This is a genomic window from Streptomyces kryoterrae, from assembly GCF_054072135.1.
Map to the genome: position 1 here is coordinate 1,296,453 of NZ_CM133358.1, position 21,342 is coordinate 1,317,794.

The following is a 21,342-nucleotide window of genomic DNA, read 5'->3' on the forward strand; positions in this document are numbered from 1 at the left end:
AACGGCGGCCCCTCCCCCGTAAGCGGGGGAACCCTTGCTCTCCGTGTTAACTGCACATGTCATGTCAACGGCGTGTGTCGGGTGCGCTGGGGCGTCCGGACCCGGCTGGGCTGACTGATCGTCACTCCCTGTGGCACGGTGGTCACTTGGTCGTCGTCGCCGTACGCCACGGCGGCCCCGGAGGCGAGGACGGCGACCGCCATCGCGTGGGCGAGCGCGGTGCGCGAGCGGACCCCGAGCTTGCGGTACACCCGCGAGAGGGCGCCCTCCACCGTCTTGACGCTGATGAACAGCTTCGCGGCGACCTCCCTGTTGGTGGCCCCGCCGCCGACCAGTTCGGCGATCCTGGCCTCCGTGGGGGTGAGTTCGGGTTCGCCCGCGCCTGTCTCTCCGGTGCGCTCCCCTGCGTCCACCCGCGCCAGCTCGTCCCGGGCCCGTGCCTCGAGCGGCGCGGCGCCGATCCGTTGCGCGGTCTCCAGCGCCTCGCGCAGGACGGTCCGCGCCGCGCTTCTGCGCCGTGACCGGCGTTCGACCGTGCCGAGGGCGATCAGGGCACGCACCAGTTCGACGGGCAACGGGAGCCGGCGCAGCCGGTCCACGGCGGTACGCAGCCGCAGCGCCCCCTCCTTCGCCCGGCCGAGCGCCGCCTCACGCAGTCCCTCGGCCCGTTCCAGGGCTGCCAGTACGCTCGCGGGCGCATCGCCGGACACGCGTGTGCGGGCGTCGTGGAGCACGGCTCCGGCCGCGTCCGTCTCCCCCAGCACGACCAGGGCTTCGGCCAGGTCGGCGTACCAGTGCAGCAACGGCGGGTCGGCCGCGCACATCGCCTCGCCCAGTCGCTTGACGCGTTGCAGTACCTCGACCGCGGCGGCGGCACCCCGTGGGTCGCCGGCGAGCAGTTCGGCCTGGCCGAGCACCGCCAGCGCGCGCAGCAGGAACAGCCGGTCGCCGTCCGCCTCCGAGGCCCGTACCGCCTGCTCGGCGAGGCGACGGGCCTCGTCGGCGCTGCCGCCCGCGGTCGCCGCGAGCGCCGCCGCGTACAGCGCCGGAGCGGTCTGTACGCCTGTCTCCTCCAGGGTGCGTGAGCAGTGGGCGGCGGTGCGCAGGGCCTCCCGGCAGTGCCCGGCGCGCACCTGGATACGGGTCAGCGCGACCAGGGTCGCGACGGTCTCCTCGACCCCCGCGAACTCGCCGATGTCCGCCAGGAGTCGGGTGACCCGCTCCCCCGCCTCGGTGACCCTGTCGGAGTCCAGGGCGAGAATCGCCCGCATCCGGATCAGGCCCCAGCTCTCCGGGCCGGCGTCGGCGCCGCCCGTCAGCGCGAGCGCCTCCTCGAGGGCGGCGTCCGCGGCGACCGACTCCCCGGTCAGGGACAACACCCGGGCGAGGGTGGCGAGTGCCCCGATCCTGGTGTCCGTGTCACCGGCCCGGTCCGCCTGCCGGGCAGCGTGCCGGGCATGCCGGGCGGCCTCCTCCAACTCCCCGCACAGCAGGCCTCGTACGGCCGCCCAGTAGTGCAGCCAGGCCTCCGCCTCCGGATCGCCGGCGGCGTCCCGCAGGCCCTCGCCGATCAGGTCCCGGGTGCCCTCCAGCGCCTGCCCGGCGTTGCGCAGCAGGATCACCCGGGCGCGCGCCCGCTGCCGCGCGGAGCCGGACCCGGCGAGGACGGTTCCGGCCGCCTGCCCCGCCTCCTCCAGCCGTCCGCCGTCGCAGGCGTACTCGGCGGCGGCGAGCAGGCGGTCGGCCCGGTCCGAGGGGCGGTCGGCGGGCGTACGCAGGGCGGCGAGGCCGGCGAGTTCGAAGGCGGCGTCGGGTGTGCCGTCGCGGCGTGCGGTCTCGGCCGCGGACATCAGCGTGCGGGCGGTGGTCTCGTCCTCGTGCGGGTGGGCGAGGGCGAGGTGCCGGGCGCGCTCCACGGGCTCGGTGACCGCGTGGGCCAGCAGGGTGTGCGCCTCACGGCGCCCGTATTCCGGTGCGTCGGCGTGGACGGCGGCCCGGATCAGCGGATGCCGGAAGCCTACGGTTCCGTCGGCGTCGGCCGTCGCGACGCCGAGCCGTTCGGCCTCCGCGAGGTCGGCGGCGGGATCGGGGAGTCCGGCGGCGCGCAGGAGGGTGAGGGTGGGGTGGGCGGCGGCGCTCGAGACAAGGAGGGTGTGCCGGGCTGTCGGCGGCAGTGAGCGCATCGGTTCGAGAAGCCGGTCGCGCAGCCTTCGGGGCACCGCCAGCGGGCGGCCGAGGCCGAGGGGCGCCGCGTCGCGCGGGGCGGCCCGCGCCAACTCGAGTGCGTACGAGGGGTTTCCGGCGGCGGTGTCCTGGACCGCCCGCAGTACGCCCGGCGGCAGATCGGTGCCGGCGACGGTGCGCACGAGGTGGGCCACCTCGCCGTCGTCCAGAGGCGGCACGGGGAGTTCGAGGGTGTCCGGCGGGCAGCGGCGCAGCCGCTCGGGCTGCTCACCGTCGGCGACGCGCTCGGCGGCGACCATCCGTATGTCGAGGCCCGCGACCCGGCGTACGGCGAAGGCGAGCACCTCGGCGGTCGGCTCGTCCAGCCACTGGAGACCGTCGACGACCAGCAGAACGGGGCCGACGGCGGCCAGAACGCGCAGGATTTCGAGAACGGCGACGCGCACCGCGAGCCGGCTGCGTTCGTCGGCCGGCTCGCGGTGGTGCAGCAGGGCCGCCCTCAGTGCCGCCCGGGGTTCGGGCGCCAGTGCCGCCAGGCAGCTCTCCGGCACCCGCGCGAACAGGTCGACGAGGCCGACGAACGGAAGCCCGGCCTCCGCCGGGGCGGGCGAGCAGTGCAGCACTGTTCCGGACGGCTGGGCGTGGACGGCCAGGGACGTCATGAGGGCGGCCACGAGAGTGGACTTGCCGATCCCCGCAGGTCCGTGGAGGAGGACTCCCTGACGGGCTGCCAACTCGGCCCGGGCGGTGTCGAGCAGCTCGCGGCGACCGGTCACGGACGGTTCGCCCATGGAGGACGCCCGCCCTCGGCCCTGGCACGGCAGGTGACGGGGAACTGGATCATGTGCCCATGACAACCTTGCCGGATTCGGCTTGTCAATCGCTCCGCCACGGCCCACGCGAAAAGGGCCCTCGCGGACTCCCGCCCGCGAAGACCCTTCGCCGTCACACCGTCGGGACGACAGGATTTGAACCTGCGACCCCTTGACCCCCAGGAGTGAGGGTCGGAAGCATTATCCGGACATAGCAGGCTTGAGCTAGGCGCATACAGTGCATGCGAGGGCCTGACGTGCGCCACCGGGCACACCGTGACCCCAACAGCCGATTCGCCAGCCGCGCTTCGCAGTCCAACCTCGAAGGTGCCACCGAGGAGGCCCTCTGCCGCAAACTCACTGCCGAGTTCAAGAGCAACAAAACCTGGAACCACACCCGCTGGGCCGTCGCCGTCTTCGACCCATACACCGTAACGCGCCGGTTCATCGGCTCAGTCACCTGCACTCCGTGAGCCGCTCGACGGCGGCGCAAGCTGCCGTCAGCCCCCACCTCCGTGAAATCCCGGCCGTTCTTTGGAAGGCCGCCAGGGTGCCTGTCCGGAGACTTCGGGGCCCCTCAGGTTCAGGTCGCGCACCGCGGCCAGGACATGGGTGGAGTCGGTGCGCTGCGTGGTGTGCTCGCGCACCAGCCCGGCCCTCCTGAGACCGGCCGGCGCGAGGTCGAAGAGGCGGTCGGCTCGGTCGCCCTCGCGACCTGCGTGGTCAGAGACGGGACTTGCTCACCGGAACGGACACATCGGCAGCTGCATCGGTCATCGGAGCGGCCCGAGCGTGCCTTCCGATCATGCTGCTGCACCGGGAAACTCCAAGATTCCCAACAGGGTCAAGCCGAAAGGTCGGACCGGTTGCCGGTCAGCACACACCTACGAGGTCCTGTTCGATGGCGTCCACCGTTTCCAGCAGATCCCGCGCGACGGTGCGCAGATCCCGGTTCCTGACCGTGTCGCCCACCACGATCGCGGCCATCGGACCGGCCTTGCCCAGGCGGACCGGGGCGGCCAGTTCCACCAGTTCGGGAATGTGCTCGCTCCTCGCGTACGACAGTCCGGTCCGCCGGATCCGTTCGAACTCGCGCCGCAGCGCATCCGTTCTCGCCGAGATCACGCGTGAGCCGGGCATCGTGGTGGCGAAGAGGTCGGCCGGGTTCCGCTCAGCCATCGCGAGCAGAAGCCTGCCCGCCGCCGACCCGTGTGCGGGGACCGGCTGCCGCAGCGCCATCGCCAGCCGGACGTGCTCCTGGCCAAAGAGGGTGCCGACGTGCTGGACCATGGTGCCCGACAGCGTGCCGAGGCTGACGATCCTGTTTGTCAGCTGGAACAGTTCGATCAGAAAGGGAGTGACCGGATAGTTGAGCCACTGCACCGACTCGGAACCGCCGGCGGCCGCCAACCGCGGCAAGTAGGTGCCGAGTTCGTAGTACTTCGACTCCTTCCGTGCGGTGAGGCCGATGTCCGTGAGCACCCGCATCAAACGGTGCAGCGTGGACTTGGGGAGGTTCACCAGGTGTGACAGTTCCGACAGGGTCAGCGGCCGCGACGCCTCGGCCAGGGTCTCCAGGACGGCGAGCGCTTTGCGCAGCGGGCCTCCTGCGGCTCCGGGCGCCAGAGGACCTCGCTCATCGTCCACGCGAAACTCCCGTCGCTGAAGCGCATCCAACTGATCCATGCCTACCTGTGCGCGCACGGCGAACTCAAGATCGACCGGAGGTACTGTCCCGAGGAACCATGGCATTGGGCCCCTTCTGACATTCGTGGCCCATGCCCGGCGACCCGGGCTGCCGTTGCCATGGTCGTTCCGGAAAGTGGAAACGCCTGTTGAGGGCGTGACCTCACCCTCCCTAGTCTGCCGGGCGTGGCTAATGTGAGCTCGGATGAGAATGCGGACAGCGGTGTGACCCGCCGCGTGCTGCTGGCCGGTCCCCGATCCTTCTGTGCGGGTGTCGAGCGGGCCATCGAGATCGTCGAGCGGGCGCTGGAATCGCGCGGCGCCCCTGTCTACGTCCGCAAGCAGATCGTGCACAACACCACCGTTGTCGACGACCTCGCGGAACGTGGCGCGGTGTTCGTCGACGAACTGGACGAGGTGCCCGACTACGCGACGGTGGTGTTCTCCGCACACGGGGTCTCGCCCGCGGTGCGCAAGGAGGCGGCCCGGCGCGGTCTCGACGTGATCGACGGAACCTGTCCCCTGGTCGCCAAGGTGCATGCCGAGGCGCGTCGTTTCGCGGCCCGGGGCGACACCATCGTCCTCGTGGGACACGGGGGGCACGAGGAGGTCGAGGGCACCCTCGGCGAGGCACCGGAGTCCATGGTGCTGGTCCAGACTGCCGACGAGGTACGCGGAATGTCCGGAGCTGACGGACGTAACGTGTCATACCTCACTCAGACCACGCTGGCCGTCGACGAGACCGCGGAGGTCGTCGAGGCCCTGAGGGAGAAGTTCCCGCTGCTCCAGGAGCCGCCGTCCGACGACATCTGCTACGCCACCACCAACCGGCAGGCCGCACTCAAGGCGATCGTCCAGGAGTCGGACCTCGTCCTGGTCATCGGCTCGGAGAACTCCTCCAACTCGGTCCGCCTGGTGGAGACAGCGCGCCGCGAGGGCACCCGCGCCGAGCTGATCGACCGTGCCGCCGACATCCGGCCGGAATGGCTGCATGACGTGCGGACCGTAGGGCTCACGGCCGGCGCCTCGGCACCGCCCGCCCTGGTGACGGAGGTCGTGACCTGGTTGAACACCTTCGGACCGGTCAGTGTCGAGGAACGTGAGATCGCCCGCGAAACCGTCCGTTTCGACCTTCCTTCGGCGGTGCGCGGCGACGCGCGGCGGCCGGCGGACGGCCGTACCAGCTGAGCGAGGAAAGACGTGTCATTCTCTGTGCTCGGCCGTATCACCGGCCTTGAGGACCTCAAGAGGCTGCGTCCGGATCAACTGCCCGTGTTGGCAAGCGAGATCAGGGAGTTCCTGGTCGACAAGGTCTGCGCGTCCGGCGGGCACCTCGGCCCGAACCTCGGTGTGGTGGAGCTGACCATCGCGCTGCACCGGGTGTTCGACTCCCCCACGGACCGGATGGTGTTCGACACCGGACACCAGTCCTACGTCCACAAGATGCTCACCGGTCGGCAGGCCGCCTTCGACTCGCTGCGCACCGCCGGGGGCCTGTCCGGTTATCCGCTCCGCGAGGAGTCCGAGCACGATCTCGTGGAGAACTCGCACGCCTCCACGGCGCTGTCCTACGCGGACGGCTTGGCCAAGGCCCGGCGGCTGCTCGGCGAGGACCACCGTCGCGTCGTCGCGGTCACCGGGGACGGCGCGCTGACCGGCGGCATGGCCTGGGAAGCCATGAACAACCTCGGCCGCGGCACCGATCGGGTGGTGGTCGTCCTCAACGACAACGGCCGCTCCTACGACCCCACGATCGGCGGGCTGGCCGAGCACCTGACCGCCCTGCGTGCCGGCCTGCACCAAGGGCCCAACCTCTTCGAGACCATCGGCTTCACCTACCTCGGCCCGGTGGACGGGCACGACATCGCCGCCGTCGAGCAGGCGTGCCGACAGGCGACGGACCTGGACGGTCCGGTCATGGTCCACTGCGTCACCGAGAAGGGCCGGGGGTACCCCCACGCCGAGAACGACGAGGCCGACCGCATGCACGGTATCGGCGTCATCGACCCCGCCACCGGCCGGTCGCGCGGCGGCTCCACACCCTCGTGGACCGGTACGTTCGGCGCCCGGATGGAGCGGATCGGTGAAGCGCGGCCCGACGTCGTCGCGCTGACCGCCGCGATGCTGCAACCGGTCGGTCTGCTCCGGTTCGCCCAGCGCTTCCCGGACCGGGTGTTCGACCTCGGCATCGCCGAACAGCACGCGGTGACCAGCGCCGCAGGGCTGGCCATGGGCGGCCTGCATCCTGTGGTCTGTCTGTACGCCACGTTCCTCAACCGGGCCGTGGACCAGATCATGATGGACGTGGCCCTGCACGAACTGCCGGTGACCTTCGTCCTGGACCGTGCGGGCGTCACCGGTCCCGACGGACCCAGCCACCACGGCATGTGGGATCTCGCCCTGCTGGGGACGGTGCCGGGTATGCGTGTCGCCGCGCCGCGCGACCCCGTCCGGCTCGCGGAACTGCTGGACGAGGCGCTGGACACGCGGGACGGTCCCACCGCGCTGCGCTTCCCGAAGGGCAGCGCAGGCCCGGAGATCCCCGCTCTGACCCGTATGGAGGGCGTGGACATCCTGCACCGCACTCGGTCCCGACCGCTGGACGTCCTGCTCGTCAGTACCGGGGTACTCGCGGGCACCGCGCTGCGCGCGGCGGAGCTGTTGGCCGACGAGGGCGTCGGGGTCACGGTCGTCGACCCGCGCTGGGTGCTGCCCGTCAATCCTGTCCTGGTCCATCTCGCCTCCCGGCACCGGCTGATGCTCTCCGTCGAGGACGGGGTGCGCACCGGGGGTGTGGGAGCGGCACTGGCTCAGGCATGCGCCGATGCCCGGGTGACTACGCCGGTGCACGCCCTGGGGCTGCCCCGCAGGTTCCTCCGCCAAGGTGACCGACCCGGCATCCTCGCCGAACACGGTCTCAGCTCAGAGTCCATCGCCGAAACCGCACTCGCCCTGCACAACGCCGCGGCGACGCCCCACGCACCCGCACCTCGTCGGGAAAGGACACCACGGTGACCCAGGTAGCGCTCGGTATGCCCGCTTCACCGCCTGCCACACTCGCCACCCGCCGCAGGACCCGCCAGTTGCAGGTCGGTTCGGTCGGGGTGGGCAGTGCGCACCCTGTTTCGGTGCAGTCGATGACCACGACCGTCACGGCCGACGTCGACGCCACGCTCCAGCAGATCGCCGAACTCACCGCCGCGGGCTGCGACATCGTTCGCGTCGCCTGCCCGAGCGCCGACGACGCGGAGGCGTTGCCCACGATCGTCCGGAAGTCGAAGATCCCGGTCATCGCCGACATCCACTTCCAGCCGAAGTACGTCTTCGCGGCCATCGAGGCCGGCTGCGCCGCGGTGCGTGTCAATCCGGGCAACATCAAGAAGTTCGACGACAGAATCGGCGAGATCGCCCGCGCGGCCACGGACCACGGCGTCCCGATCCGGATCGGAGTGAATGCCGGGTCACTGGATGCACGCCTGATGCGCAAGTACGGGAAGGCCACCCCGGAGGCGCTGGCCGAATCCGCGTTGTGGGAGGCATCACTCTTCGCCGAGCACGGCTTCCACGAGCTGAAGATCTCGGTCAAGCACAACGACCCAGTGGTCATGATCCGTGCCTACGAGATCCTTGCCGAGCAGTGCGACTACCCGTTGCACCTGGGCGTCACTGAGGCGGGGCCGGCGTTCCAGGGCACCGTCAAGTCCGCGGTCGCCTTCGGTACGCTGCTGCGCCAGGGCATCGGTGACACCATCCGCGTCTCCCTCTCGGCGCCGCCGGTGGAGGAGGTCAAGGTCGGTTCCCAGATCCTCCAGTCGCTCAATCTGCGGCCCCGCAAGCTGGAGATCGTTTCCTGCCCCTCGTGCGGCCGGGCGCAGGTGGACGTCTACAAGCTCGCCAACGAGGTCACCGCCGGCCTGGAGGGTATGGAGGTGCCCTTGCGGGTCGCTGTGATGGGGTGCGTGGTCAACGGTCCCGGGGAGGCGCGCGAGGCCGACCTCGGAGTGGCGTCCGGCAACGGCAAGGGCCAGATCTTCGTCAGGGGCGAGGTCATCAAGACCGTTCCCGAGCACCGCATCGTGGAGACCCTCATCGAGGAGGCCATGAACCTCGCCGAGACGATGGACCCGGAGGCCGGAGGATCCGTCACGGTCGTCACTGGCTGAATGAGGGATTCCCCCTGGGGGAACAAGAACAGCTCGATCACCCAACTCCCCGGAGTGGACCACTGTAAGGTCACTGACGTCGCCTTTCCGACTGTCAATGACTATATGGGGCCACATTCGGGGAGTTTTGATGTGATCGCGTTACCTGACTCCATGCTGGACCTACCCCGAACGCCGACCTTCCGGCGGTGAACGGAAAACCGGCAGTGCCAGAGCGATACCGCTCGAGGAAGCGCGGCTCGATCCACCCTCCGGGCCCGTCCTGCGGTCGACCAGTCCCGTTTCGTCATCCCCTCAGGACTTGCCGAGCGAGCTATGCCGCATACGCGAGTGAAAAGCGCAGAACGACACTCGATCCGGGGCGTCATGCCCGAAACCCGGCGCAGAGACGAACACCCCGGCTGCCGCGCTGCTTATTCCTTGGAGGCTTTGTCATGATCACCAAGGTCAAGACTGCTGAAACCACGATACGTCCGGTAAAGGCACTGGTCCGGGCGGCGGATCCGCTGACGCATTCAGCGATCAGCAATCAGCTCGGCGCCTTGCCGAACATAGAAGTCGTCACGCTGGAGCGCCCCGGCCCGGCCGACGTGGCCGTGGTCGTCATCGACCGCATGACCGTGGGAGTGACGTCGTTACTGCGCCAGCTGAAGGATTCCGTACGGGTACCGGTGGTGCTCATCCCGTCGGAGATCGACCGTGCCGACTTGTTCACCGCGGTGGAGTGCAACGTGGTCGCGGTACTGCCACGGGTCGCCGCCACCAGCAACCGCATCGAGGAGGCGGTGCTGACGGCCGCGTCCGGCGGGGGGGTGCTGCCCTCGAAACTACTGGGCGAACTGCTCCGGCAGTTCGAGCGGATGCAGCGTGAGGTCCTGTCACCGCACGGCCTGCACACCTCCGGGCTCACTCCCCGGGAGATCGATGTGCTGCGGCTGATGTCGGAGGGCCTGGACACCGCCGAGATAGCCACCAGGATGTGCCTGTCGGAACGGGCGGTCAAACGCGTCGTCTTCGGGGTCACCCAGCGCCTGAATCTCCGCAACCGGCCTCACGCGGTGGCGTATGCCTTACGAAGCGGCGTCATCTGACCGAGGTCCGGCGCCCGCGAGGGACGACGGGCCGGCCCCGGAACCCGTGGCCGCGGATCCTGTCGGAACCACATTGACGGCCGTCGGCGCGCGAAACGCCCACGGCGGCCGTCCCTCCCGGCGCATCGCCCTGTGCAGCAGCACCACGTAGGCGAAGTCCAGAGCGACGTAGGTCGGCACCAGCACCTGGAGCAGGTGGTGGGAGGGGTAGACGACGAAGGCGGTCAGCCCGGCGAAGAGGGACCCCACGGTCTTCGCGACGGCGATGTACATCGACTGTCCCACACTGGACCCGCGGCGCCTGAGCAACAGGATGAACGAGGCGCTCAGCGGTACCTGGATGATCATTCCGGTGTACATGCCGTCTCGGTCGTGGAACTCGTTCGCGCCGACCATGACGATCACCGACGCCCACACCAGCACGCCGGCGAGTGTCCACCGGAAGATCCGCGCCGACAGACCGGGGTGGTCGCGCGGCCCGTACCTCAGTGCCTGGTACAGCAGGACGACGTCGAAGATGACCCAGAGCACGTTGATCTGTCGCTGGGTCGGTGTCTGTTCCAGCAGGAAGGTCAGGCTGAACTCCCAGGCGAAGTTCACCGCCACCAGGTAGGCGGGTATCCCCACGCGCCCGTCCTGACGTCCCTGTCGGATCGCCAGGACATACGTCACTATCCAGCCCAGCGCGGTCGGCCCGGCGACCGCCGCGAAGAGCCCGTCCGGAACGTCGACCGCCCCCACCGTGACCGGTGCGACCTGTGACATCGGGAAGAGAGAGGGGGGCAGCCAGACCATGGGGATCCTTCGTGGGTCAGGGCGGGGCGGAACGGGCGGGGTGAGACGGGCAGAAGACGGGTCAGAGGCTGGGCACGATGGGCTCCAGGCCGAAGAACGACCCGCCGTACAGTTCGTGACCGACGTGAACGTTGAGCATCGCGTGGCGGGCCGCGGTATTGGCGTCCCGCCAGTACCGCTGCAACGGGTTCGACTCGGCGAAGGACGCCGCACCGTGCGCCCACAGCAACTCGTCGAGCGCCACGGTCACCAGGCTGACCGCTTGGCCGACATCGCCGCGGATACGCAGGAGCTCGCCCTCCGGCAGCGAGACGGCCGCGCGGGCGGCCTCGTCGATCACGTCCGCGGCCCGGTTCACATGCATCTCGGCGGCGTCGATCGACAGAGCCGTCCTGCCGAGCGAGGACACGAAGGTCCGTGAGTCCGTCTGGCTGGTGTACTTGGTGGGCGCGATGCCTCGATGGGGCGCCTTCTCCACGACGAAGGCGCGGGCTGCCTGGCCGGCGCCGACCACCACGGAGGCGCAGACCACCGCCAGGGCCGCGATCGCGGCTGTGCGGAACAGCGGCGGCAGGCTGACGTCGGTGGCGTTCTCCCGCCCGCGCTGCACCTCGGCCGGGATCACCCGGTGCTCGGGGACGAACGCGTCCCGGAGCACGACGGTGTGGCTACCGGTGGCACGCATGCCGACGGTGTGCCAGGTGTCGTCGATGGTGAGGTCAGCGGCGGGCACCAGCACGGAGAGCCCGCCGACGGGCTCCCCGTCAGGATCCAGCTCCCGGGCGACCAGGATCGCCCAGTCGTCGTGCAGGATGCCGGTGCCGTACGGCCAGGTGCCCGTGAGCAGATAGCCGCCCTCGGTGCGTACCGCGGTGCCCGCGGCCGCGAAGACCGAAGCCAGCTTGGCGCCGGGGTTGTCCCCGAACACCTCGTCCCGCGCCGTCCGGGGGAACTTCGCGGCGAGCAGGTTGGAGCCGTTGATGTTGTTGACCACCCACGAGGTGGACGGGCAGTAGTGGGAGAGGGCCTTGGCAACCTCGCTCATGGTCCGGACGTCGGTTTCAAGGCCGCCGTAGGCCCTCGCGGTCCAGAGCATGCCCAGCTGCGCCTCGTCGATGGCCCGGACCGTGGCGTCGGGCAACCGCCGCTCCCGCTCCCCCTCGGCGACGCCGTCCGCGAAGACCGGCCCGAATTTGTGGACCCTGTCCACCAGTTGGGTCCGCAGTTCCATCGGGTCCGTTCGGATGTTCGTCATGGTCACCATTCCGGGCTTTTGGTGATGAGGTTGGTGAAGTCGAAGTAGTCCCGCCAGGCACTGATCCGGCCGGCCCGTAGTTCGAAGGCCGCCATCACCTTCAGGTTCAATGCGATGGGGGTGCCGTCGACACGGAGCATGTTCTCCATGCGCTCGGCCAGGACGGTGCCCCCGACCGTGGCCATGTGCCGGAACCTCACCTCCAGCCGCGCGAAGTCGGGCGGCATGAGCTGGAGGATCTCCACCTTGCCCCGGCATATTGGGGAGCCGGGGTTCTCCCACACACAGTCGTCGGTCAGACAACGGTCCACGGCCGCCCGGACGTCCGCCGGGGTCGGCCCCATCGACGTCAGGAAGTCATGGACGAGACGCTCGGCGTCGGTGGAAGACATGGTCAGCACCCTCTGTTCGTCGCGTCGGTCCGGCCGAGGAGCCGGTCGAAGGCCGCGCCGAGTTCCTGGTCGGCGTGCCGGCCAAGATTGACACCGCGCCAGGCGACGTGCTGGTCCGGCCGCACCAGGACGGCGCCGTCGTCGTCGATCTCCCGCACCGCGGCCCAGGCGCCCTCTGCGTCCCAGTGGCCCATCGCGTCGGGCTCGCTACCGATGGGCACCACGGTGAGCGCCACCCCGTGGGCGTCCGCGGCCTTCTTGGCGGCGGACGCCCATCCCTCGCCCAGCGGCCCCGTGATCAGTACGAAGCCGCCGTCGCCGCCGACCAGGTCGTGTGTGGAGACCCGGGTGCCGCCTTGCCGCAACCACACGTGCGGGAGCCGGTGCCCCGGCCGGGTCGTCGGACGGTAGACCGCGCCCATCGGGTCCCGGGGCGGCGGCGGGGTGCCGTCCGGGAGCACCGCGCCGGCCGCATAGTGGTGACCGAGCTCGATGTCGTGCGCCTGGTACTCGATGCGCTGGGTGCCGAACACCTCCCGCACCACGGACCGCCGGGTCTCGCCCATCGGTGTGTCGGCCAGCAGTTCGCGGATGCCGGCCTCGGTGGCCGCCGGCTTCCCGTGCACCATGCCGAGGACCGCGAACAGGGTCCCGTAGTTGAGCAGACAACCCATCGCCCAGCCCACGTTGCGCCTGGCGACGGGCAGCCTCTCCGCCTCGTAGGAGTCGAGCAGCGCGTCGTCGGCCCGGCCGTCGAGCACGGCCTTGAGCTTCCAGGCGAGGTTGTGCACGTCCTGGATCGCCGTGTTCAGGCCACCGCCGGCGGCGGGTGGCTGCCGATGCGCGGCGTCGCCGGCGAGGAAGGCGCGGCCGGCCCGGAACGACCGGGCCACGACGGCCTCCGGCCGGTACTCGCCGGCATGGTGGATCTGTATGCCGAGGTCCTCCGGCAGTTTCAGCAGTTCCCGCACCCGGCCCGCGAGCGCCTCCGCGCCGAGGTCGCCCGCGGCCGTGCCCGGCGGTACCCGGAAGTGCAGTGCCCACTCCTCGGACGCCGAGCCCCAGTGGGGTCCGGACGCGACGAGTACCGAGACCTCGCCATCGAGGCCGAAGATGTGGGTCATCAGCAGCGAGTCGCTCCACCAGGGGGAGAGGTCCGCGCTGAAGTGGACCGAGATGATGGTGAACCCGCCGCCTGCGCCGTCCATCGGAATGCCGAGCGAACCGCCGACGCTCCTGCCGCCGTCGGCGCCCAGCAGATACCGGGCACGGACCGTGCCGACCTCGCCGGTGACCCGGTCGGTCACCCGTGCCCGGACCCCGTTCTCGTCCTGGGTGATCTCTTCCATCTGATGGTTGAAGAGCAGGCTGGACGGAGCCCGTCGCTCCGCATGCCGCCGCAGCAGCGGTTCGAGCCGGTGCTGCGGAAGGTTGGTCGAGGGTCCCGTACTGTCGGCGGCGTAGGGTCCGGCCGTGCTGCCGCCGCCGAAAGCGTCAGTCCGGTACAGCTCCCGCCCGTCCACGGGGCCGTCGCCACCCAGCGAGGTACGCCAGGCGACCTCACTCATGTTCGGGAGCGGGCAGCTGATCCGGTAGATGTCGTCGGCGATGCCGTGCTGCCGGAATATCTCCATGGTGCGCTGGTTCAGATAATGCGCCCGGGGCAGGACCGACGTCGACTCGCGACGCTCCACCACCAGGTGGCGCACCCCCACGTCGGACAGGAACACCGACGCGGCGAGTCCGCAGCCGCCACCGCCGACCACGAGAACAGGCACTTCTACGTCAAACATTGCTCTTCCCCTGAGCTTCGGACGAACTACTGGCAGAGCGGGTCACTCTTCGTGAGCCGCCTTGTTCTCGTGCAGGACGATGACCGCGGCCGGGCACTGCAGAGCTGCTTCCCGGACCTGTGCGTGCTCTCGCTCCGACGGGACCGGCTCAAGCAGGACCACCCTGCCGTCGTCGTCGTTCTGGTCGAAGACCGTCGGCGCGTGCCGCGCGCAGTTCCCGACGGCGTAACACCTGCTGTCGTCGACTTCGACCTTCATGGTCGTCTCCCCCCTGCCGGTCACCAGGTGACCGGCAGGGCGTTCGCACCGAAGACCAGCGCGTTGGTGCGGTACTCCACCTCGTCGTGCGGGATCGCCGAGCGCAGCGTGGGGAACCTGGCGAACAGGGCCGGCAGAGCGACGCGCAGTTCCATACGCGCCAGTTGCTGGCCCAGGCACTGGTGCGGGCCGAAGCCGAAGGTGAGGTGGCGCTGCGGGGGCCGGCGCACGTCCAGGCTGTCCAGATCCTGACCGGTCGTGCCGGGGTCCCGGTTGGCGGCCAGTACGGACGCCACCACGTGCTCACCCTCCTTGATCTCCTGGTCGCGTACGCAGATGTTCCCGGCCGCCTGCCGCGGCAGGACGGTGGCCGGGGCGGTGTACCGCAGCAGTTCCTCGACGGCGCTGTCGGTCACCGAGGGGTCGTCACGTACCGCCGCGAGCTGCTCGGGGTGCTGGAGCAGCAGGGCGATGCTTGCCGAAAGGGTGCTGGCGATCGTCTCGTGCCCGGCGATGAGCAGCATGTTGCCGATACCGGCCAGTTCCTCGTCGCTCAGCTGGTCGCCGAATTCACGCACCACACGGCCCAGTACGTTCTCGCCCGCGCTCTCCCGGTGCTGCGCCACGAGTTCGGCCATGTACGCCATCATCTCGGCGGCCTTCTCCATCTGGACTTCGCGGCTCTGGCCGAAGTCCAGCGCGAGAGCGGTACGGCGCTGGAACCCCTCGCGGTCGCTGTAGGGCACACCCAGCAGCTCGCAGATGACGAGGGTCGGGATCGGGGTGCAGAAGACCTGCACCAGGTCAGCGCCGGGACCGGCCTCCGCCAGCGCGTCCAGTGCGGAATCGACGGCGGTCTCGATACTCGGCCGCAGCTCGCGCGCCCGCTTGGTGGTGAACGACCCGGTCAGCATGCTCCGCAGCCGGGTGTGCTCGGGGCCGTCGTAGCTCAGCAGGTTGCCTGGCTGGTACGGCATCGAGCCGCCCATGTGCAGCTGGTCGTCCGCGAGTACGTTCTTGACGTCCTCGTAACGGGTGACGACCACCGCCTCGAACTCGCCCAGCATCGGGCTGGGCACCTTGACCCGGCTGAACTCGTCGTCCTTCTGCGCGTCGTACAGCTCGGCAACCGGGGCGAACGGGCATTGGGCGGCCCGTCCGCCGATGGGGATGGTTGTCGACTCGGTCATGAGACGGCCCTGCTTTCGTGTCGTGAGGAGCGGATGTTCAAAGAGCGGAACGTGGAGCCGTGCGCGGCCGGCCGGGGATCGCGGCCCCGGTCACCAGGGCGAACGCCGCGCCGGTCATGCCGACCACGGCGACGAGCACGAACGCCTCGCGTGTGGGAACCGATGGCGTGCCGAGCGACCCGCTCAGATCGGCGAATATCGCCCCGACCACGGCGCCGGACAGTGACGTACCGATGGAACGCATGAGTGTGTTGAACCCGTTGGCGACCCCGGTCTCGGCGGGCGATACGGCTGCCATGATCAACGCGGGGATCGCTCCGTAGGCGAAGCCGACGCCGCCCTGGGTCACCACGGTGCCGATCACCAGCACCGGGACCGAGTCCATCCGGGCCAGGCAGGCCGCATACCCCAGGCCGATCAGCACGGTGCCCAGCAGGAGCGAGAACTTGGGGCCGCGCGCCGCTGACAACTTGGCACCGACCGTGGACGCGCCCATCATCGCCAGCCCGGCCGGCAGCATCAGCAGACCGGCCTGGAGCATCGAGCGCCCCAGTCCGTAGCCCGTGCGGGTCGGCAGTTGCAGCAGCTGAGGCACCATCAGGAGCTGCGCGTACAGGGCGAAGCCGACAACGATGGAGGTGATGTTCACCAGCAGGACCGGCCGCCGTGCCGCGGTGCCCAGGTCGATCAGCGGATCGGTCACCCGGCGTTCCCAGACGACCCACAGCGCCAGTACCACCCCGGAGGCCATCGCCAGGCCCACGGTGGAAGCGCTGAGCCAGCCCCACTCGCCGCCGTAGGAGATCGCCACGAGCAGCGCGGTGAGGCCGACAACGAGGCCCGCCGTCCCGACGCCGTCGAAACGCCCGTCGGCCGGCGCCGGGGCAGGTGGGACCAGTCGGGCCACCAGCACGGCCATCAGGGCCGTCAGTGAGCTGGTCGCCCAGAAGAGCAGGTGCCAGTCGGCGGACTGGGCCACCAACGCGGCCAGCGGCAGCCCTGCCGCCGCACCGACACCCAGGACGGAGGAGGTGAGTGCGATCGCCGAGCCTAGTCGTCGCTCGGACAGCACATCGCGCAGCAGACTGATGCCGAGCGGTATGAGCCCCATTCCGACGCCTTGGAGGGCGCGCCCGACGACCATCGGGGGCACCGAGTCGGCGACCGCGCACAGCAGCGAGCCCAGCGTGACCACGCCGAGCACACTCAGCATCAGCCGCCGCTTGCCGTAGAGATCGCCCAGCCGACCGACGACGGGGCTGGTGACGGCGCCGCCCAGCAGCGTCGCGGTGACGACCCACGAGGCGCCTGTCACCCCGGCGTGCAACAGCCTGGGCAACTCCCCCACCAGCGGCACCATCATGGTCTGGGCCATCGCGGCAATCCCTGCGGCGGAGGCGACGACCACGACGGCCCGGCGTTCGGCGGAGGGGGCGAGCGGCCGCGCCCCGGGCCGGGCGACGTCCGACGGGGCAGGGCGTGACTCCCTCATCTATATCCGCCTGCCCACGATGAAGTCGGCGACCTCCTGGAATTCGCCGCGCACGTCGTCGGGCATACCGACGACGGTCAGGCACTCGGTCGCCGCGGCGATCTGACGGTCCGCCTCGTTCCGCGCCCAGTCCCGTCCGCCTGCTCGTTCCACGAGTTCGGTCACGCGTCGGATGTCGGATTCGGCCAATGGCTCCGGTCGCAGATACAGGGCGCGCAGCTCGTCCGTCCCTGGTGCCTCGAGTGCCGCGACCACGGGCAGGGACTTCTTGCGGACCCGCAGGTCGGCCGCCACCTGTTTCCCGGTGCTGTCCGGGTCGCCCCAGATGCCCAGCAGGTCGTCGACGAGCTGGAAGGCGAGCCCGACGTGTTCCCCGAAGGCGCCGAGCCGCTCGACCAGGTGCCGTTCGGCGCCGAGCAGTTCGGCGCCCAGCGCGCAGGCGCTGCCGAGCAGGGCGCCGGTCTTGTCACCGGCCATGCGCACACACTCGGCGAGGGTCACGTCCTCGCGTCGTTCGAACGCGACGTCGGCGGCCTGGCCGTCGATCATCCGCTGGGTCGCGGTCATCAGCGCCAGGGTGGCGGAACGGGCGCCCGTGCCCGGCGCGCTCATCAGTACGGACGTGGCCGCGGTGACCATGGCGTCACCTGCCAGGATGGCGCCCGGCACCCCGAAGACGGTCCAGGCGGTCGCCCGCCCCCGCCGGGTCTCGTCGCCGTCCATGATGTCGTCGTGCAGCAGCGAGAAGTTGTGCACCAGTTCCACGGCCACCGCGGCGGGCAGGCCGTCCGCCGCCGCCGCGCCGGCCGCCCGGGCCGACAGCAGCGCCAGGGCGGGCCGGACCATCTTGCCGCCCCAGGTGCCGGTGGGACGCCCGTCGGCGTCCGCCCAGCCGAAGTGGTACTGGGCGATCCTGCTGGTCTCCGGACCCAGGTGCAGACCGACGGCGTCACGCAGGGCGGGGTCGAGCAGCGTCCGGCCGGTGTCGAGAACGGCGGACAGGCTTCGGATCGGCGTCGTCGTCATGAGGTCCACCGGCCGCCCGTACGACGGAGGGGGAACCGGGGCCCGGTTCGGCACCGGTCCCTTCTCGGGCGGTCCGGGAGCACGCTGGCGTGTCGCATGGTGCACCTTCGCTGTCGGCTCGTGATGGTCACGGAGTGGGTAGATCGGGCGAGGCCGGCCCGGGTGGGCTCAGCAGGGCCCGCCGCAGCACCTTGAAGGAGGTGACGAGCGTGCGGGGCGGGGCCAGCAGGAAGAGGACGTCACGGTTTGCGCTGCACACGACCGGGTCGTGGGGCACGTGATCGCGCACTCGGTCGAGGTACCGGGTCAACAGCCGGGCGACGGGCCCGGACCGCACCGCGTTCCCCGCGACGCCCGGCATCGGGCTGTCGGCGCCCGTCGCGACCTCCCACGCCGAGCGGGAGGAGCGCAGCACCGCCCGTTGAAGGGCGTTGGCCGAGGGGGTGCGGTTGCCGGCCAGTGCCTTTCCGAGGGCGACGGCGTTCAGGGCGGCGACGGACAGGCCCTGTCCGTAGACGGGGTTGAGCGCGCACAGCGCGTCTCCGACGACGAGCAGTCCGGTGTGGTGCCGTCCCATGCGGTCGTAGCGACGACGCCGGTTGGATGTGTGCCGGTACCCCACGGGCCGGCCGACCGGACGCGCCGAGCTGAGCCACTTGTGCGGGGCGGAGTGCGGCAGTTGGCCGGCGAAGTCGATGAAGTCCTCGGTGCCGTTGGGGGGCGCCTGGTCGCGCGGCCCGGACAGGGTGACCATCCAGCGGTCGCCCTCGGCGGGCAGGATGATGGCGCCGAGCGGCTGGCCGGCGTCGGGCACGATGTAGAAGCCGCTGAGGTCCTCGGGCCCCTCGTCGGCGTGGAAGATGCAGGTGGCGTACGCCCGCCCGGTCTCGACGAGTTCCTCGGCCGGCGGCAGGGCACCCATCTCGGCCAGCCAGGCCGGGGTGCGGCTGGCCCGTCCGGTGGCGTCCACCACGAGGTCGGCCTCGATCTCCTGCCGGGTGTGGTGGTCGCCGCCCCGGTCACGGACCACGACACCGGTGATGTGTCCGGGTCGGCCGAGCAGGCCGGCCACCTCGACACCGGTGCGGACGTGGATGCGGGAACCGTCCAGGACTCGTCGGCGGATGTGGTGCTCCAGAAACGGACGGGACGGGGTCATGATGGGCTCGGACGGATTACGGCGGGATATCCACTGCCCCGCCTGCCACACGCCGAGGTCGCCGGGGACCGCCAGCCGCGGGGCCCCCGAGTCGACCAGTGCCGACGGCAGGCCGGGCAGCAGTTCGTCCAGGGCGTTCATGCCGCTGGTGAGCAGGACATGGGTGTGGCGTGACTGTGGCACGCCGGCGCGGGGCCCCGGGGCATCCTCGTACTGGTCACGCTCGAGTACCGTCACGCGTTCCGCGTGGCCGGCGAGGACGTGTGCGGTCAGCAGCCCCGCGACGCTGCCTCCCACCACGACCACATGTCCCAGCCCGGACGGTGCGGACCGCCCGGACGGTGCGGGCAGAGGACGGCTGCCGGCGACGTCATCGGTGTCCGCCGGCCGCGGCGGCGCGACGGCTGCCCGGTCAGCGCCCGCCGGTTCGTCCGCGGAGGTGTCGTCCAGCCTGGCGGCCAGGAAGCGTATCCCGGAGGTCTTGGCCGAGCCCGGCTCGTCGCCGAGCATATGACCGACCAGTTCCAGGTGGGTGCGCCGCCAGCGCCGTACGGCGTCGTTCAGTCCGGTCAGCCGCCGGGAGTCCGCCGACGGACGGCCCTCAGCGCCTTTTTTCACCAACTGTCCGACGAGGCCGAACAGTTCGTGGAACTGCTTCGACTGCAATCCGCTCGCCGTGCCGAACCGGTCCCGGAAGAGCATGAACTCCTCCCGCAGCAGCGTATGGCGCAACAGCGTCAGCTGTCCCTCCATGGAGTCCACCAACCGCGTCGCCCGTTCCAGGCGCTGGGCGTAGCACTCCTGTCCGCACTGGCCGGCGTCGATGTGCCGCAGGTCGACGAGAACCTGGCTGAGCAGGGTCTCGGACGCCTGATGCACGACGATGAAGTTCCGTTCGCTGTCCCTGAGGTCCTGCTGCTCGACCGAGGTCAGCGGGCGCTGCAGGGTGAGCAGTTCGTCGAGGTGCAGATACGTCGCATAGGTGGGGGCGGTCATCAGCACAGCTCCTCGGGTTCGGTCCGCGCTATACCAGGCGCCCCGGCACGGTGAGATCGGCCAGCGCGTCCCTGTGAACACTGGGGGGAAGGCTCTCCAGCGCCGTCGCAGCCAGCTCCACGTGACGGTGCGACGCCTCGCGCGCCGCCGGGACGCCGTCGTAGGCGTGGACCAGTTCCGCCATGGCCTCGTAGCGCTCCTCGACCGGTATGACGGTGTCGGCGAGCAGTTGCTCGATGTGCTGCCGTTGTGCCGCGGGGGCGCGTTCGTGGGCGAGCAGCACGGGCAGGGTGGGCCGGCCGTTGCGGACGTCGGAGACGTTCGGCTTGCCCGCCCGTGTGCCGTCGTAGGCCATGAGGTCGTCGCGAATCTGGTAGGCGATGCCGAGCTGGTCGCTGTACTGGCTGAGCGCCTTGAGGGCCGTGTCGTCCGCGCCGCCCAGCGTGGCGCCGACGCCGCAGGCCATCCACAGAAGGGCGCCGCTCTTGTCCGCGATCATGTCGAGATAGTCGTCGACTGAGCAGACCACACGGCTCATCCGGATCTCCCGGATGGCCGCGTCCCCGATGCGCAGTCCCGCTTTGGAGAGCACCACCAGCGCCTGGGCCACCCGTTCGGCGGGCGCGCCGGCTTCCTGGCATTCGGCGAGGGCGGCGAAGCCGTGGAAGAACAGCCCGTCCCCGCCGACGATCGCCGTCGGCTGCCCGAACACGGTATGGGCGGCGGGCTTGCTGCGCCGTTCTCCGTCGAGGTCGATGATGTCGTCGTGCATCATCGCCCCGACCTGGACACACTCCACGGCCACCGCGGCGGGGAGGACAGTCGCTCTGTCACCTCCCACGGCGAGACAGGAGTGGGTAACCAGCCAGGGCCCCATCATCTTCCCGAAGGGCACCAGTCCGTAGCGAACGATCTCGTCGAGGCCCGAAACGTCGTCCGGCCACCGGCCCTCGACCTCGGCCCCCACGATCGCTGCCAGTTCGCGATCTGCGACCTGAGGCACATCGATGTTGGTCATGGACAAGACACTAGGCAGGCCGTATCCGGCTG

General features: G+C 70.4%; 16 protein-coding genes. 4 read left to right on the forward strand and 12 right to left on the reverse strand.

What is annotated here, in order from left to right; translation table 11 throughout:
* Positions 1 to 59: 59 nt before the first annotated feature.
* Positions 60 to 2,975: an ATP-binding protein gene (locus tag ACW4TU_RS05375; RefSeq protein ID WP_457425129.1), complete on the reverse strand. Its 2,916-nt coding sequence runs from the start codon at positions 2,973 to 2,975 to the stop codon at positions 60 to 62.
* A gap of 894 nt (positions 2,976 to 3,869) precedes the next feature.
* The gene (locus tag ACW4TU_RS05380; RefSeq protein WP_457425131.1) at positions 3,870 to 4,643 is read right to left on the reverse strand and encodes an IclR family transcriptional regulator; all 774 of its coding nucleotides are present in this window, start codon (positions 4,641 to 4,643) and stop codon (positions 3,870 to 3,872) included.
* A 264-nt stretch (positions 4,644 to 4,907) separates the two neighbouring features.
* On the opposite strand from ACW4TU_RS05380, the gene ACW4TU_RS05385 reads away from it, so the two are divergent.
* From ACW4TU_RS05385 to ACW4TU_RS05400, 4 genes are all read left to right on the forward strand, one after another.
* Complete coding sequence (locus tag ACW4TU_RS05385; protein WP_457425133.1) at positions 4,908 to 5,870, forward strand: 4-hydroxy-3-methylbut-2-enyl diphosphate reductase; 963 nt, start codon at positions 4,908 to 4,910, stop codon at positions 5,868 to 5,870.
* 12 nt (positions 5,871 to 5,882) lie between these two features.
* Positions 5,883 to 7,697 carry a 1-deoxy-D-xylulose-5-phosphate synthase gene (locus ACW4TU_RS05390; protein WP_457425135.1) on the forward strand — a complete coding sequence of 605 codons (1,815 nt, stop codon included), beginning with the start codon at positions 5,883 to 5,885 and terminating at the stop codon, positions 7,695 to 7,697.
* Positions 7,694 to 8,845, forward strand: a complete 1,152-nt coding sequence (gene ispG, locus ACW4TU_RS05395; protein ID WP_457425137.1) for a flavodoxin-dependent (E)-4-hydroxy-3-methylbut-2-enyl-diphosphate synthase — start codon at positions 7,694 to 7,696, stop codon at positions 8,843 to 8,845. Before ACW4TU_RS05390 ends, ispG begins: the two co-directional genes overlap by 4 nt.
* Before the next feature lie 542 nt (positions 8,846 to 9,387).
* Positions 9,388 to 9,936: a helix-turn-helix transcriptional regulator gene (locus ACW4TU_RS05400; RefSeq protein ID WP_457425139.1), complete on the forward strand. Its 549-nt coding sequence runs from the start codon at positions 9,388 to 9,390 to the stop codon at positions 9,934 to 9,936.
* Here ACW4TU_RS05400 and ACW4TU_RS05405 read toward each other — a convergent pair.
* From ACW4TU_RS05405 to ACW4TU_RS05450, 10 genes are all read right to left on the reverse strand, one after another.
* The gene (locus ACW4TU_RS05405; RefSeq protein WP_457425141.1) at positions 9,916 to 10,731 is read right to left on the reverse strand and encodes a transmembrane-type terpene cyclase; all 816 of its coding nucleotides are present in this window, start codon (positions 10,729 to 10,731) and stop codon (positions 9,916 to 9,918) included. The genes ACW4TU_RS05400 and ACW4TU_RS05405 overlap by 21 nt on opposite strands.
* 61 nt (positions 10,732 to 10,792) lie before the next feature.
* Positions 10,793 to 11,986: an acyl-CoA dehydrogenase family protein gene (locus ACW4TU_RS05410; RefSeq protein ID WP_457425143.1), complete on the reverse strand. Its 1,194-nt coding sequence runs from the start codon at positions 11,984 to 11,986 to the stop codon at positions 10,793 to 10,795.
* Positions 11,987 to 11,988: 2 nt separating this feature from the next.
* Complete coding sequence (locus ACW4TU_RS05415) at positions 11,989 to 12,378, reverse strand: limonene-1,2-epoxide hydrolase family protein (RefSeq protein WP_457425144.1); 390 nt, start codon at positions 12,376 to 12,378, stop codon at positions 11,989 to 11,991.
* 2 nt (positions 12,379 to 12,380) lie between these two features.
* A complete protein-coding gene (locus ACW4TU_RS05420; protein ID WP_457425145.1) occupies positions 12,381 to 14,171 on the reverse strand; it encodes an FAD-dependent monooxygenase in 1,791 nt (596 codons plus the stop codon).
* 42 nt (positions 14,172 to 14,213) lie between these two features.
* Positions 14,214 to 14,429, reverse strand: coding sequence for a ferredoxin (locus ACW4TU_RS05425; RefSeq protein WP_457425147.1), 216 nt, complete (start codon positions 14,427 to 14,429; stop codon positions 14,214 to 14,216).
* 20 nt (positions 14,430 to 14,449) lie between these two features.
* Entirely contained in the window at positions 14,450 to 15,619 is a 1,170-nt protein-coding gene (locus ACW4TU_RS05430) for a cytochrome P450 (protein ID WP_457425149.1), read from the reverse strand.
* Between the two features lie 37 nt (positions 15,620 to 15,656).
* On the reverse strand, positions 15,657 to 17,111 hold the full coding sequence (locus tag ACW4TU_RS05435; RefSeq protein ID WP_457425151.1) for an MFS transporter: 1,455 nt from the start codon (positions 17,109 to 17,111) through the stop codon (positions 15,657 to 15,659).
* A complete protein-coding gene (locus ACW4TU_RS05440; protein ID WP_457425153.1) occupies positions 17,112 to 18,137 on the reverse strand; it encodes a polyprenyl synthetase family protein in 1,026 nt (341 codons plus the stop codon).
* A gap of 127 nt (positions 18,138 to 18,264) precedes the next feature.
* Positions 18,265 to 20,292, reverse strand: a complete 2,028-nt coding sequence (locus ACW4TU_RS05445; protein WP_457425155.1) for a tryptophan 2,3-dioxygenase family protein — start codon at positions 20,290 to 20,292, stop codon at positions 18,265 to 18,267.
* Between the two features lie 28 nt (positions 20,293 to 20,320).
* Complete coding sequence (locus ACW4TU_RS05450; RefSeq protein ID WP_457425157.1) at positions 20,321 to 21,310, reverse strand: polyprenyl synthetase family protein; 990 nt, start codon at positions 21,308 to 21,310, stop codon at positions 20,321 to 20,323.
* Positions 21,311 to 21,342 lie beyond the last annotated feature (32 nt).